The 14,518-nt window shown below is 44.6% G+C and carries 9 protein-coding genes; 5 read left to right on the top strand and 4 right to left on the bottom strand.

Annotated features, from left to right (window positions below; all coding sequences use genetic code 11):
- Window positions 1-500: 500 nt before the first annotated feature.
- The 3 genes from leuS (at window position 501) to ABZD21_RS18740 (ending at window position 5,581) form a co-directional block, all read left to right on the top strand.
- On the top strand, window positions 501-3,152 hold the full coding sequence (gene leuS, locus ABZD21_RS18730; RefSeq protein ID WP_372776660.1) for a leucine--tRNA ligase: 2,652 nt from the start codon (window positions 501-503) through the stop codon (window positions 3,150-3,152).
- 241 nt (window positions 3,153-3,393) lie between these two features.
- On the top strand, window positions 3,394-4,263 hold the full coding sequence (locus ABZD21_RS18735) for a YitT family protein (protein WP_372776661.1): 870 nt from the start codon (window positions 3,394-3,396) through the stop codon (window positions 4,261-4,263).
- A 1-nt stretch (window position 4,264) separates the two neighbouring features.
- On the top strand, window positions 4,265-5,581 hold the full coding sequence (locus ABZD21_RS18740) for a peptidoglycan DD-metalloendopeptidase family protein (RefSeq protein WP_372776662.1): 1,317 nt from the start codon (window positions 4,265-4,267) through the stop codon (window positions 5,579-5,581).
- Between the two features lie 28 nt (window positions 5,582-5,609).
- On the opposite strand, the gene ABZD21_RS18745 is transcribed toward ABZD21_RS18740, so the two are convergent.
- From ABZD21_RS18745 to ABZD21_RS18760, 4 genes are all read right to left on the bottom strand, one after another.
- A complete protein-coding gene (locus tag ABZD21_RS18745; RefSeq protein WP_372776663.1) occupies window positions 5,610-5,780 on the bottom strand; it encodes a hypothetical protein in 171 nt (56 codons plus the stop codon).
- A gap of 181 nt (window positions 5,781-5,961) precedes the next feature.
- Window positions 5,962-8,430 (bottom strand): thiamine pyrophosphate-dependent enzyme, encoded by a 2,469-nt coding sequence (locus ABZD21_RS18750; RefSeq protein ID WP_372776664.1) that lies wholly within the window; start codon window positions 8,428-8,430, stop codon window positions 5,962-5,964.
- Between the two features lie 119 nt (window positions 8,431-8,549).
- Window positions 8,550-9,908, bottom strand: a complete 1,359-nt coding sequence (lpdA, locus tag ABZD21_RS18755; protein ID WP_372776665.1) for a dihydrolipoyl dehydrogenase — start codon at window positions 9,906-9,908, stop codon at window positions 8,550-8,552.
- A gap of 92 nt (window positions 9,909-10,000) precedes the next feature.
- Window positions 10,001-11,317, bottom strand: a complete 1,317-nt coding sequence (locus ABZD21_RS18760; RefSeq protein WP_372776666.1) for a dihydrolipoamide acetyltransferase family protein — start codon at window positions 11,315-11,317, stop codon at window positions 10,001-10,003.
- Window positions 11,318-11,683: 366 nt separating this feature from the next.
- Here ABZD21_RS18760 and ABZD21_RS18765 point away from each other — a divergent pair, with 366 nt between their 5' ends.
- Together ABZD21_RS18765 and ABZD21_RS18770 are read left to right on the top strand one after the other, a co-directional pair.
- Window positions 11,684-12,397, top strand: coding sequence for a GntR family transcriptional regulator (locus ABZD21_RS18765; protein ID WP_372776667.1), 714 nt, complete (start codon window positions 11,684-11,686; stop codon window positions 12,395-12,397).
- 358 nt (window positions 12,398-12,755) lie between these two features.
- A complete protein-coding gene (locus ABZD21_RS18770; RefSeq protein WP_372776668.1) occupies window positions 12,756-14,069 on the top strand; it encodes an aspartate kinase in 1,314 nt (437 codons plus the stop codon).
- Window positions 14,070-14,518 lie beyond the last annotated feature (449 nt).

Here is a 14,518-nt window from a genome sequence, read left to right on the forward strand (position 1 = left end):
CAGCTGCCATTTCTTTCGAAACACGGAACGTAACTTTACAAACCGGCTTCGTTTTTAACATTTGTTTCTTTAAACTCATCGCATTAACAATTTTCTTATTTACCTAATCAGTTGATTTAAAAGACCAAAATAAAGGAGTCTGCAATAGAAATCATGTTCTTTCACAGATCAATTCCCAATTTATTCGCAATAAATTAATATTACGGAAGACTGTAAATTCGTCCGTAAGTTTCTTGTTCGACATACAAAAACCATCCTGCATCGCGGCCTCCAGTCGAGTTTGAATTTTATCAGTAGAGCCAATTTACACATTTATTTCTTTTTTTAAGGCCTCCGAAAACGGATACACTCTTATTAGATTTTTCTATCTTTGCGCCTCTGTTTTAAGGTGTTCATATTTTAAAGATTTCCTAATCTTAAAAATCCCGCAGATGTGCCTTAAAATGAATTAAAAACAATCCGGTCAGCGACCGTACAAATGCGTTTAATAAACCGTTACCATGGAATACAAATTCTGGGAAATTGAGCCTAAATGGCAAGCTTACTGGGAGGAAAACAAAACCTTCAAAACTGAAAACGATTTTTCGAAACCGAAATATTACATTCTCGACATGTTTCCTTACCCTTCGGGAGCAGGACTGCATGTGGGACACCCCGAGGGCTATACCGCAACCGACATCATAAGTCGCTACAAGCGAATGAAAGGCTTCAACGTACTTCACCCTATGGGATGGGACGCCTTCGGCCTACCTGCCGAGCAATACGCCATTCAAACAGGTACACACCCGGCAATTACAACTCAAAAAAACTGCGACAACTTTCGCCGTCAGATTAAAACACTGGGTTTGAGCTACGACTGGGATCGCGAGATAAATACCACCGACCCAAAATATTTTAAATGGACTCAGTGGATTTTCACCAAATTGTACAACACCTATTTCGATGCCGAACTTGGAAAAGGTCGCCCAATTAGCGAACTTTCAATCCCCGACGAGGTTAAGGCTGAGGGCGAAACGGCAATCAAGGAATATATCGACAAGAAACGTCTGGCCTATTACGACAATGCCCAGGTTTGGTGGTGCCAAAACTGTAAAACAGTATGTGCCAACGAGGAAGTATTATCTGACGGAGCACACGAAAAATGCGGACATCAGGTAACACGTAAAAACCTGAAACAATGGCTGCTTCGCATTCCGCATTACGCGCAACGCCTGTTGGAAGGATTGGATAGTCTGGACTGGCCGGAAGGCGTGAAAGACATGCAGAAAAACTGGATTGGCAAATCAACCGGAGCCGAAGTCGACTTTACACTGGCTGGTGTTGATAAAAAGCTGCGAGTTTACACGACGCGTCCCGACACACTTTTTGGAGCCACTTATATGGTAATTTCGCCGGAGCACCCAATGATCAGCGAAATTATAACTCCAGATAAAAAAGAAGAAGTTGAGAAATACATTCAGCTTTCGTCTCTGAAATCTGATTTGGATCGCACAGAACTCAACAAAGATAAATCGGGTGTATTTACCGGCCGCTACGCTATCAACCCAATAAACGGGAAACAAGTTCCGGTATGGGTGGCCGACTACGTATTGATGGGCTACGGAACCGGAGCCATCATGGCAGTTCCGGCACACGATACCCGCGACTTCGAATTTGCTGTAAAATTCAACATCCCGGTTATCTGCATTCTCGACCCGAAAGATGCTGAAGCAGAAGTTCGCGAACAAGTATTGGCCGGTAAAGCTTGCTGGACCGAAGATGGCGCTTACATCAACTCTTCGAGCAACGAAACCGGTATCGACACCAACGGCCTCAACAAAAAAGAAGGTATCGCAAAAGTTATCGGCTGGCTGGAAGAAAAAGAAATTGGTAAAGCCACGATAAACTACAAATTGCGCGACTGGCTATTCAGCCGCCAACGATACTGGGGCGAGCCATTCCCTGTAATCCACTGGGAAGATGGAGAAGTAACCATTGTGGAAGATGACCTTCCGGTGACTTTGCCCGACATGGAGAAATTTGAACCGGGCGAAGGAGGCGAATCACCACTGGCAAATGCTAGCGATTGGTTGACAGTTGTTGACAAAAACGGCCGTAAAGGTCGCCGCGAAACGAACACCATGCCACAGTGGGCCGGTTCGTGTTGGTACTACCTGCGCTATATCGATCCAAAAAATGACGAACAAATTTTCGACCCGAAAGTAGAAAACTACTGGATGCCGGTTGACTTGTATATTGGCGGTGCCGAACACGCAGTGCTTCACTTATTGTATTCCCGTTTCTGGCATAAAGTGCTATTCGACTTAGGTATCGTTTCAACCAACGAGCCATTCCAGAAACTGTTTAATCAGGGAATGATTCTGGCCTTTGCTTACGAAACCAAAACCGGTGCAAAGGTTGCTTCGGACTTGGTGGAAGAAAAAGACGGAAAATATTTCCACACTCAAACCGGCGAAGAATTGCGCCAGATTGTGGCTAAAATGTCGAAGTCGTTGAAAAACGTCATCAACCCCGATGATGTGGTGGAGAAGTACGGTGCCGACTCGCTGCGTTTGTACGAAATGTTTATGGGACCGCTTGACGACACTAAACCGTGGGCAGAAAACGGCGTGAAAGGTGTTTTTGGCTTCCTGGGCCGGGCATCTCGCTTTTTCGGCAATCCCGAAAACATCTCGGAAGGTGAAGAAGACAAAGAGGTATTGAAGCTGCTGCAACAAACAATTATTAAGGTGGGCGACGATATCGAAAACCTGAAGTTCAATACGGGTATTTCAGCCTTGATGGTCTTCAACAATTTAGCCATGAAAAAAGGCAAGGTAACAAAGGCAACGGCTGAAACATTTGCTAAAATTCTGTCGCCCTATGCACCCCACCTGGCTGAAGAGCTTTGGCAACTTTACGGAAACAACGAAACGCTTGCCTACGCAGCCTGGCCGGTTGCCGACACCAGCCTGCTGGTTGAAGACTCGTTTGAATACCCGGTTTCATTCAACGGAAAAGTTCGCTTCAAACTAGCTATGGCGGTTGACGCACCGAAAGAGGAAATTGAAAAAGCGGTGCTAACACACGAACAAGCTCAAAAATGGCTCGATGGTAAAACACCAAAGAAGATGATCATCGTTCCTAAGAAGATTATCAACGTGGTGCTGTAAGCATCCGATTAATGATATTTGCAGTCAGGGTTTCACTTTTAGTGAAACCCTGACTTTTTTTCAACAATTGAGGGTTTCACTTCGAGTGAAGCCCTCAATTGCCCCCGGCCAAGGCCACAAACAAACTTTCCGCATATCGTTCAACTAATGACTTTTATACATACTTTTTTCATTCCGAATATTCTTCTTTTGCAGCCAATTTTTAGATATTGTAAGAGCTATTGAAAAACACACGTTAATCATGACTGAAGAGAAGAAAATTAAACTCAAAACAACCCTATCCGATTACTTTATTATCACGTTGGGAATGACCATTTATGTCATTGGGTGGACCCTGTTTTTAATTCCTGCTGAGATTACGGGAGGCGGAATCAGCGGTTTGTCGGTTGTTATTTTTTACAGCACAAAATTCCCGGTTGCTCTTTCCTATTTAATCATTAATACATTTCTAATTGTTATCGCCATAAAAGTTCTGGGCGCCAGTTTTGGTATTAAAACTGTCTGGAGCATCCTGGTGGCCACCCTTCTGTTTTGGCTCACCCCCGGACTAATAAAAGAGCCACTAATCGACGATACTTTTTTATCTGCAGTTCTTGGCGGTATGCTTGGCGGCGGCGGAATAGGCTTGGTATTTACGCGTGGCGGAAGCACCGGCGGAACAGACATCATTGCCATGATCATCAACAAATACCGCAACATTAGCCCGGGCCGCATCATCATGTATTGCGATGTCATCATCATTGCATCCAGTTATTTTGTATTTCAGTCGCCTGCAAAGCTTGTTTATGGCTTCGTTTCCATGTGGGTAGTTTCCTATTCAATTGATGCTTTTTTGAATGGAGCCAACGCTTCTGCCCAAATTTTTATATTTTCGAAGAATTATAGTGAAATTGCCGACTACATAAACCATTCAGCCTATAGAGGCGCGACAATTTTGGATGGAACTGGCTGGTATACAAAGGAAAATGTTAAAATCGTTATGACGGTGGTTCGCAAACGCGAGTCGAGCATGATTTTTAGAAAATTAAAGGAAATTGATCCGGATGCCTTTATCTCCATGGGAAGTGTCATGGGGGTATACGGGCAAGGATTCGAAAATATCAAAATATAATATGAAGAAGTATTGGGTTGAAGGAGTTTTTGTTGTTGTTGGAATCGCGTTAATAACTTGGATTTTTATTCAAAAGCAGAATCCTAAACCCCAGGAAATAGCCGAGGAACCCGAAATTATTGCCGAACCGGTTTTAAAATTCGGTCTGCCAGTTGATTCATTTTATATTGAAGCGGGAACCATTAAACGCAATCAGTACTTATCCGACATCCTGCTAAAACAGGGAGTTTCATACCAAACGATTGACGAAATCGCGCGGAAGTCGAAGCCTATTTTCGATGTTCGACGAATTAAGCAGGATAATAACTACTATTTCTTCTGCACTCCCGACAGCAACCGAGTGACCCAATATTTTATTTACGAAATTGATCCGATTGAATATGTGGTTTACCAATTAGGCGATAGCCTGAACATCTACAAAGGAGAGAAACCAATCACCAGCGAAATTAAAACAGCCACCGGAACAATCAGTTCGTCGCTTTGGAATACGATGAAGGCGAACAACATCAACCCGGTTTTAGCCATTGAGCTGTCCGAAATTTACGCCTGGACCATCGATTTCTTCGGCATCCAAAAAGGAGATAAATTCAGACTTATTTATGAGGAAAGCTTTGTTGACAGTGTTTCCGTTGGCATCAGCGCCATCTATGCCTGCCAGTTTCAACATGCGAATACCGATTTTTTTGCCTTTCAATTCGAACAGGACAGCATCAACAGCTTTTTCAATGAAAAGGGAGAAAGCTTAAAAAAGGCGTTCCTGAAAGCACCATTAAAATTCTCGCGAATCAGCTCCGGATTTAGCAACGCGCGCTACCATCCGGTGCTAAAAATCACCCGCCCGCATCATGGCATCGACTATGCTGCACCAACCGGAACACCGGTAATGAGTATCGGCGACGGTGTTGTTACCCGCAAAGGTTACCAAGCCGGAGGTGGTGGTAACTACATCTACATTAAACACAACTCGGTGTACACCACCTGCTACATGCACCTGCACAATTTTGCTAAAGGAATGGCTCCGGGAGTGCGCGTTAGCCAGGGACAACTAATTGGCTATGTTGGAAAAACCGGCTTGGCCACCGGCCCTCACCTCGATTTCAGAGTATTTAAAAATGGTTCGCCAATTAATCCGCTTCGGGTTGAAGCCCCTCCGGTTGAACCGGTAAGCGAGGCCAACCAAACAGCCTACAACCACCTAAAGGACTCAATGACGATGCGCTTGCAAACCATTCCGTTTGGCGACGAACAAATGGCTGCCCAAGCAAAAATGCAAGCTTCGTTACCAAAAGTTGAAACGGCCGTTAAACCTGCAAATTAACCTGTAAGATCGCCGCAAAACAAACTCTTTACCGACCGGCTTTGCTTGAAGTAACCCGTTCGGTAAGATCCAAATTGGCTCCTCCTCCGCTGCCAAACAATTGTATTTTGTAGCAATAGCTTAAAAACCACACGAAGGCGTCGAAGCAGTCGCAGAGTGTTTTCAACGCGTCTGCCTTTCGGGTTGGCGTTTTTTTCAAGCTGTATTGAGGGCTTCACTTTGAGTGAAACCCTCAATCAAAAATCCATCAATTATTGAGGCCCAGTTTCGGCGCGATTGTATTGTGCGCCTATAGTTTAGACAACCACCCCAATTAAAAAGAAAATGCTCCTCCCCAACCGGGAAAGAGCATCCTTCATTAAAACCCAAAAGAATATTTATTAAACCCCCAACTTACTCCGTCTGATTTGCTCAGGCTCGGTAAAGTTGCTTTTAACTACATGTCCTTTCAATGGTACTATTTTTTCGTGGATCGCATCGATAATCCAGTCGGCTTGCGGGAAGAACGAATCTTCCAACTCGTAGGCCGGCGTAATCCAGTTACGTGAGCCAACCACTACCGGTGGAGCATCCAGTTCGTCGAATGCCAGCTCGGTGATGTTTGAAGCCAACTCGCGCATAAATGATCCACGAGCCGAAGCATCGCCTGAAATCACAATACGTCCTGTTTTCTTGATCGACTCGATAACAGGTTCGTAGTTAAACGGAACCAGCGTACGGGCATCAATCACCTCGGCACTCATGCCATATTTCTCCTGCAACTGATCGGCTGCTTCGAGCGCACGGTACAAAGTTGCACCAATGGTCAGGATCGTTACATCCGATCCTTTACGTTTCACATCGGGCTCGCCAAACGGAATTTCGTAATACTCTTCAGGCACACCACCTTCGTGGAATTGCTCGCCAATATCATAAATACGTTGACTTTCGAAGAAGATTACCGGGTCGGTTCCCTGCAAAGCAGCGTTCATCAAACCTTTAGCATCGTATGGAGTAACCGGGAAAACAACTTTCAGCCCCGGAATGTGAGCAGGAAGAGCAGTCCAGTCCTGCGAGTGCTGCGCGCCATATTTAGATCCTACCGACACACGAACAACGATTGGCATTTTAATCACGTTACCACTCATTGCCTGCCACTTCGGCATTTGGTTAAACACCTCATCACCGGCACGACCAAGGAAGTCGCAATACATGATTTCAGGAATCACCCGACCACCACACATTGCATAGCCAATTGCAGTACCAACAATAGCCGCTTCGGCAATTGGCGAGTTGAATAAGCGATTGTATGGCAAAGCCTCAGTCAGTCCGCGATACACCGCAAACGCACCACCCCAGTCACGGTTTTCTTCACCATAAGCAATCAGGGTAGGATCTTTATAGAACCGGTCAACGATCGCTTCGAACAAGCCGTCGCGAAGACCATATTGTTTAATCTTAGAGAAAGGCTTGCCATCTTTATCAAAGGCAAAACGCTCTTTCGTTTTCAATTGTTTCACCCGTGGATTTTCTTCCATCGGATGGTTCACCTCAACCGGACGGTCTTCCATTTTATCAACCGACTCGTTCGAGAAGATCATTTCACCAATTAATTCCGGATGCTTCTGCATGTCCATTAATGGCGAAATTTTTGGGTCGATCGCCAGTTTCACACCCCAGCTTATCAGATCGGTAGTGGCGACACGCATGGCGTCCAGCTCGCTTTCTTTTACGATTCCGGCTTTAACCAACTCAGCACCGAACCACAAGATTGAATCGACCGACTGCCAGGCTTCAACTTCCTCTTTCGAACGATACGACGATGCATCGGAAGGCGAGTGACCACTAAAGCGATAAGTCAATACATCCAACAGAACCGGGCCGCGTTTCTCTTCCAGAATCTTCCGTTTCCGTTTGTAAGCATCAATTACAGCCAGTGGGTTGTAACCATCAACACGTTCGGCGTGCAGCTGGTCGGCATTCAAACCGGCACCAATACGGGCAGCAATATTATACCCTGCAGTTTCGCCACAGGTTTGTCCGCCCATCCCGTACTGATTATTCATAATATTGATAATCAACGGCAGACCGCCTTTCATATCGCCTTCCCACAATTCGTTAAACTGATCCATTGTAGCAAAGGTCAATCCTTCCCATACCGGACCACAAGCCATTGAAGCATCACCAATATTGGCTACTACAATTCCTTTTTTGCGGTTCACCTTTTTAAAGAGCGCTGCACCAACGGCAATATCGCCCGATCCACCTACGATGGCGTTGTTTGGATACACGCCAAATGGAGTAAAGAAAGCGTGCATTGAACCACCCAGTCCGCGGTTGAACCCGGTTTCGCGGGCAAAGATTTCAGCCAGAGTTCCATAAATCAGAAACCGAATAGCCAACTCTTTCACACTTCCTTTGAAATTAGCTTTTACCGGAGCAAAAGTTTTTCCGTCGAAGTGATTTTCCATTACCTGAGTCAGTTGCTCGTCGGTCAACTTATGAATCGCGGATAAACCTTTAGCCAGAATTTCGCCATGCGAACGGTGAGAACCGAAAATAAAATCATCGGCATCCAATGTGTAGGCCATCCCTACCGCAGCGGCTTCCTGCCCAATCGACAAGTGAGCCGGCCCCGGGTGATTGTATGCGATTCCATTGTATTCGCTCTTTATTTTGATTTCATTCAACATGGTTTCGAACTCGCGAATTACCACCATATCGTGATAAATGCGCAAAAAATCGTCGTTCGAAAAATTGGCTTTCTCATCTGTTACAGACTTACTGTATTGATTCACAGGAATTGGCTTGAACGTTACTTCGCCAGCCTTCCTGACATTTTGCGGATCAATAAATTGTACTTTAGGCATATCTTTATTAGTTAAAGCCCCCTAAATCCCCCAAGGGGGACTTGCCGGAAGCAGCTGTTATTATTCTTCGTATACGGAACCTTCCTTTTTCCCCTCCTTGGAGGGGTTGGGGGGAGGCGTTAAAACTGAAATATCGTCTCTTTAATAATTTCACTCACGGTTGGATGCGGAAAAACGATCTCCTCAACATCCTGCACCCGCAATTGAGCTTCGATGAGCGCACAGGCGCCCCAAATCATTTCGGAGCAAGCGCCACCAACCATGTGAACGCCCAAGATCTCCTTGTATTTTTTACCAACTACTACTTTGCAAAATCCGTCTTTGCCTTCGTTTTCGGCGATGAAACGGCCGGCATAAGCCATTGGTAACTTGCGGGTTTCTACCTCAATTCCTTTTGCTTTCGCAGCGGCTTCGGTTAAACCAACACCAGCAATCTCGGGATGAGTATAAACCACACCTGGTATGGCATTATAACGCATTACATCTTTACGACCCAACATGTGATTTACCGCAACTTCGCCCTCACGACTAGCCGTGTGAGCCAGCAACGAAAATCCGGTAATATCACCGGCAGCATACACATTGGGAATATTCGTGCGGCAGTTTTGGTCGATTTTTATTCCGCGTGGCGAGAATTCAACCCCAATATTTTCGAGTCCAATTCCCTGCACATTCGGACGGCGACCAACAGATAGTAAAACCTGTTCACCGGTAACCGACTGCATTTTGCCGTCTTTTTCAAATATCACCTCTTTACCTTTCAACTCCGTTACTTTGGCATTTAAGTGATATTCAATCCCTCGTTTGGTGAATTCTTTGCGCACAAAAGCGCAAATTTCCTCATCCACCCCTGTTAGGATTTCCGGCAACATTTCAATCACGGTTACTTTAGTTCCCATAGCGCTGTAGAAATCAGCAAACTCAGAACCAATTACACCACCACCAATGATCACCAGCGATTTCGGCAATTCTTTCAATTGCAAAATTTCGCGGTTAGTGAGCACCAGATCCTTGTCCAATCCGGGAATTGGCGGCACTGCTGCTTCCGATCCGGTACAGATCAGCAATCGACTGGCCTGATAGTCTTTGCCGTCAGCAGTAATTGTGATCAGTTCGCCGCGTTTTTCTTTAATCAAAGCTTCAGCCATCACCACTTCAGCTTTGGCATGTTTCATTTTGGCGCCGACACCCGACACCAGTTTTTTAACGACTTTGTCTTTCCGCGCCATGATTTTGCTAAAATCGAAGCCTACACCACTGACTTCGATTCCATATTTTGCAGCCTCATGTGCATATTCCAAAACCTTCGCTGAGTTCAATAGCGTCTTGGTTGGAATGCATCCTTCATTCAGACACACACCACCCAGCGCTCTTTTGTCGAACATGATCACGCTCATGCCTTTTGCACCGGCTCGTTCGGCCGCTACATAGCCAGCCGGACCACCTCCTAAAATTGCTATATCAAATTTGTTACTCATTCTTTTTTCGATTTTTAGATTTTAGACACTGGGTTTTAGACTGATTCTTTACTCCAACATCTTCTTCCCTGATGCCTATTGTCTTCTTCCCTCTAGATCGAGAGGCTTTCAATTTGTTCTTTGATTTCTTTCAGGAAGAGCGTCGCCTCACCGCCATCCAGTGCCTGGTGGTCGTAGGTGAGCGAAAGCCCCATCATGGGGACGAAACCATAAACGCCATCACCCAAATCTTTCGGGCGGGGAACAATGGTACAAACACCAAGAATTGCTGTTTGCGGCAAATTAATTACCGGCGTAAACATCTCTACACCATAGTTTCCAAGGTTCGAAACCGTGAAACTCGCAGCTTCGGGCTTCAGCAACTCAGGATCAACATTTCCTTTGCGGGCAGCTCCGGCTACCGATGACAACTGAGAGGACAGCCCCTCGATCGACAAATCATCAGCATTTTTCACCGCCGGCACCATCAAACCGCGCTCTGTATCAACAGCCAAACCAAGATGAACTTTCTTAAACCAACGCATGCTGTCGCCGATGAAATGCGTGTTCACCTGTGGAAATTTTTTCAATGCCTTGATAACTGCAAAGCATACCAGATCATTGATGGTTATATTCTGTGAGATTTCACCAGCTTCAAGTTTCTTTTTATAAACCTTGCGCAATGCCATTATTTTGCGAGCGTCGGCGCTCATATGGTGAGTCAGCTGAGCCGAGTTTTGCAACGACTGATGCATGGCTTTAGCAATTAACTTGCGGATATTCGGCAGTTTTTTCACTTCGAAATCATCGCCGTAAACAGGGTTGTAATTAATTAAATCGACAGCAGCAACGCGACCTCCCAAACCTGTAGCTTCTTTTGCAGGAGTCAAATTTTCGGTTTTTGCTTTTTCCTGTGCCAAGGGTGTTAACTTTGGCAAAGCCTGAGCCGCTGCCTCCACATCCTGCGCAATTACTCGTCCGTGAGGACCGCTACCCTGGATTTGCTCGTAAGCAACACCAATTTTCTCGGCCATCACTTTCGCACGAGGCGAAATTTTCACTTTTCCTTCCGGCTTCTCAACCAGAATTACTTCTTTCGTTTCCTCAACCGGTGCGGCTTCAACTGCTGCCGACGCTACTTCCTCCGCGGGTGCTGCATCGCCACCTGGACGAAATTCATCCACATTTTCTCCTTTCGTGCCAAGTACTGCGACATTGGTCAACACAGGAACTTCATCACCAGCCTCAAAGAAAATGGCCAACAATTCGCCATCTTCTTTCGCTTCTTCTTCAAATGATGCTTTATCGGTTTCGTAGGAGAAAAGGATATCGCCGGTCTTCACAAAATCACCGACTTGTTTGTACCACTCTCCAATGATACAGGTTTCAACAGATTGCCCCTGACGAGGCAGAATTACAGGAGTTGCCATAAGGGTATTTTTCTTCGTTTGATTTATTTTATCAATCTTATTATTCTATCAGTAATAAAAGCTGCATCCGAAACACCCGCGTCCGCCAGACTGACATTCACCCAACACTTGTATATACATCTAACACAGTACAACAATACAATAAAGCTCCATATCATTCATTTAGCGGGCTTTCAACTTTTATGGTTGTAAACTTATATTATTCTACTTGTATTTACAAGTTAAAAATTGAAATTTAATATTTTTTCTTATTTTTGATCTGGCTTTTTTCACAAAACCCAGCAATAGAAACACTTCTAGCGATCGCTAATTCGACAGCACAGCGAGGGTTACGAATTGCACCAGCACAGTTGTAAAGACAAGAACATGGCAGAGAACAAATTACCACAATACAAAAAACTATACGAAATCCTGCGAAAGCATATTCTTTCAGGTGTTTACGAAGAAGGCAGCCTACTGCCATCGGAAAACGAGCTTTGTGCCGCACACGGTCTAACCAGACCGACTGTCCGTCACGCGCTGGAAGCACTTGTTCAGGACGGTTTTATTTCGAAAAAACAGGGCAAGGGAAGTATTGTACGAAAACCACCACAGGACATCGGCATCCTGTCGATTTCGGGAACCTCAACCGCAATTGACAAAAATTACCTGCAAACTCAAATACTGCAAAAGCCGCAAATCATTCGGTGGCCCGATCATTTTCATTTCGACATTTCTGAAATTGAACGCGATTTTGGATGCATATACATGGAGCGACTTCGAATTGTAGACGGGCAACCTGTATTTTACGACATCAACCACATCCCAAACATTAACCTGCCTCGCTTTACCAGCCGAAGTTTCGAGAATAAATCGCTTTTCGAGATCTTACGAACACAATATCAAATAGAGGTCAAAGGAGGGCAGCAAAAACTAAAAGCCCTCAAGGCAACCGAAGAAATCGGGCAAGTGCTGAACATCAAAAAAGGGAATCCTGTCTTATATATTGAACGGAAGCTCTTTACAAACCGGGAAAATTTCAACATCTATTCAACCATCTATTTCAATTCGGAGAAGCATGCCATTTTTGGAAGTTTCTAGAAAAAAATAGGTGGACATCCGTGCAACCACCCCTAACTGCACATAAATTCCGGAAACCGGAACTGGACGTCCACCTTTAATTTCTATACAAATAACGAATATTTTCCCTCAATTTCAATATTTTATATAACAGGCAACAACCGATTCAATTCTACAACTATTCAATCTAAACAAGGCTTGATTTGGCGCTATGCAAAATTGCTCCATGTCGAAAATTCCATCCCTATTCAGGATGTTCAATATTCATTCATATTCACTGCATAAATATTCATTTTTCGGAAATTCATCTTTATAAATTAGAATAAAATCCACATCTTTGCACCCTATTTATAAACGGATAAATGAAATTGATTGCACAATGAAAGTTTTAAAATTTGGTGGCACATCCGTCGGAAGCGTTGAAAACATGAACGCTGTTATGCAACTGATTGCAGACGGTGAAAAGAAACTTGTTGTTCTGTCAGCAATGTCAGGAACTACAAATGCACTAGTTGAAATTGCAGACTACCTTTACAAGAAAAATAAGGATGCTGCTTTCACTCAAATTGCCAATCTGGAACGAAAATACGAGACTGTTGTCAAGTCGCTCTATAAATCACCCACACACAAGAAAGAAGGATCAAAAGCAGTAAAAACAGCTTTCACTACTATAAAAAGCTTTACTTCAGGCGAATTCAATGAAATAGGCGAAAAAACGATCCTTGCACAGGGAGAACTAATCTCAACGGCACTTTTCACTCAGGTGATGAAAGAAAATGGTTTCAACACCAAACTGCTACCTGCTCTGGACTTCATGCGAATTGATTCCGATAAGGCAGCTGACATGCAAGCCATCCGCCCGTTGATTAAGGAAAGCCTGGCAGAAGCCGGAGAGGCCGACTATTACATCACACAGGGTTTCATCTGTCGCAATGCCGAAGGTGAAATAGACAACCTCCAACGCGGTGGGTCAGACTATACAGCGTCACTGATCGGGGCTGCTATCGACTCGAAAGAAGTGCAAATCTGGACGGATATTGATGGGTTCCACAATAATGATCCGCGCTTTGTACAAAACACGAAAAAAATTGAACAGCTTTCGTTCAACGAAGCGGCAGAGTTGGCCTATTTTGGCGCTAAGATCCTGCATCCACAAACCGTACTTCCGGCAAAATTGCAGAACATTCCTGTTCGCCTGAAAAACACGATGAACCCCTCAGACAGTGGAACACTAATCACCCACGACGCGAGCGGAATCGGAATTAAGGCCGTTGCCGCCAAAGACGGAATCACAGCGATAAAAGTTCGCTCGTACCGCATGTTGATGGCCTATGGTTTTATGAAAAATCTATTCGAAATTTTCGAATTCTTTAAAACCCCTATCGATATGGTTTCGACCTCGGAAGTTGCCGTTTCGATTACAATCGACAACACAACAAAACTGGACGATATTGTTCGTGAACTAAAAGAATACGGGGAGGTTGAAGTTGACGAGAACCAAACAATTGTTTGCGTTGTTGGCGACCTTATTGCCGACGAGCAAGGTTTTGCCGCCAAAGTTTTCAATGCGATGGAAGGCATCCCGATTCGAATGATTTCATACGGTGGAAGCCGACACAACATTTCGGTGCTGGTTTCTACAAAAGACAAGCAAGCTACACTGCAAGCACTCAGTGACCATTTGCTTGCATAAAGAAAAAGTGATAAACATGCGATCAGCCAGCCGGGTGTCGAAGTAAAGAGTAACGAATTCTTTGCGAAGAATAAGCGAGACTGGCAGTCTGGGATCAGCTCGCATGTTTATCACGTTCATCTCCTTTGCTGTGAAATTGCAAACAGCCCTGCAAACTTAGCTGCGCACTATCGAATACAGCAAACAAATGTTGTTTAAACAAGGGGCTCGAAACACCTCCAACAACGAATACAAATACGATTTGTGCGCTAATCTCCCGCACAGTCGTTAATTGTTAACATGCGGTTCTGCTCAACAATCGTCCCGCACCTGTAAGTTCCTGTATTTCTGACAACTTCAACGACCAAACAATCTCACAATCCAACTTAAGCCCTAAAAAGCTAAATAAATGATTTATTTTCTTCCATTAATTTTTTTAGAACCAAAATAAGTCTACATTTGTCGCTTAC

This window comes from Mangrovibacterium sp. (assembly GCF_041596335.1).
Classification (GTDB): Bacteria; Bacteroidota; Bacteroidia; order Bacteroidales; family Prolixibacteraceae; genus Mangrovibacterium.

Excerpts from the sequence above, each read along its gene's own strand:
- ABZD21_RS18765 (WP_372776667.1), top strand. The coding sequence starts at position 11,684 with ATGGCAGAGAACAAATTACCACAATACAAAAAACTATACGAAATCCTG.
- ABZD21_RS18760 (WP_372776666.1), bottom strand. The coding sequence starts at position 11,317 with ATGGCAACTCCTGTAATTCTGCCTCGTCAGGGGCAATCTGTTGAAACC.
- lpdA (WP_372776665.1), bottom strand. The coding sequence starts at position 9,908 with ATGAGTAACAAATTTGATATAGCAATTTTAGGAGGTGGTCCGGCTGGC.
- ABZD21_RS18735 (WP_372776661.1), top strand. The coding sequence starts at position 3,394 with ATGACTGAAGAGAAGAAAATTAAACTCAAAACAACCCTATCCGATTAC.
- ABZD21_RS18740 (WP_372776662.1), top strand. The coding sequence starts at position 4,265 with ATGAAGAAGTATTGGGTTGAAGGAGTTTTTGTTGTTGTTGGAATCGCG.
- leuS (WP_372776660.1), top strand. The coding sequence starts at position 501 with ATGGAATACAAATTCTGGGAAATTGAGCCTAAATGGCAAGCTTACTGG.
- ABZD21_RS18770 (WP_372776668.1), top strand. The coding sequence starts at position 12,756 with ATGAAAGTTTTAAAATTTGGTGGCACATCCGTCGGAAGCGTTGAAAAC.
- ABZD21_RS18750 (WP_372776664.1), bottom strand. The coding sequence starts at position 8,430 with ATGCCTAAAGTACAATTTATTGATCCGCAAAATGTCAGGAAGGCTGGC.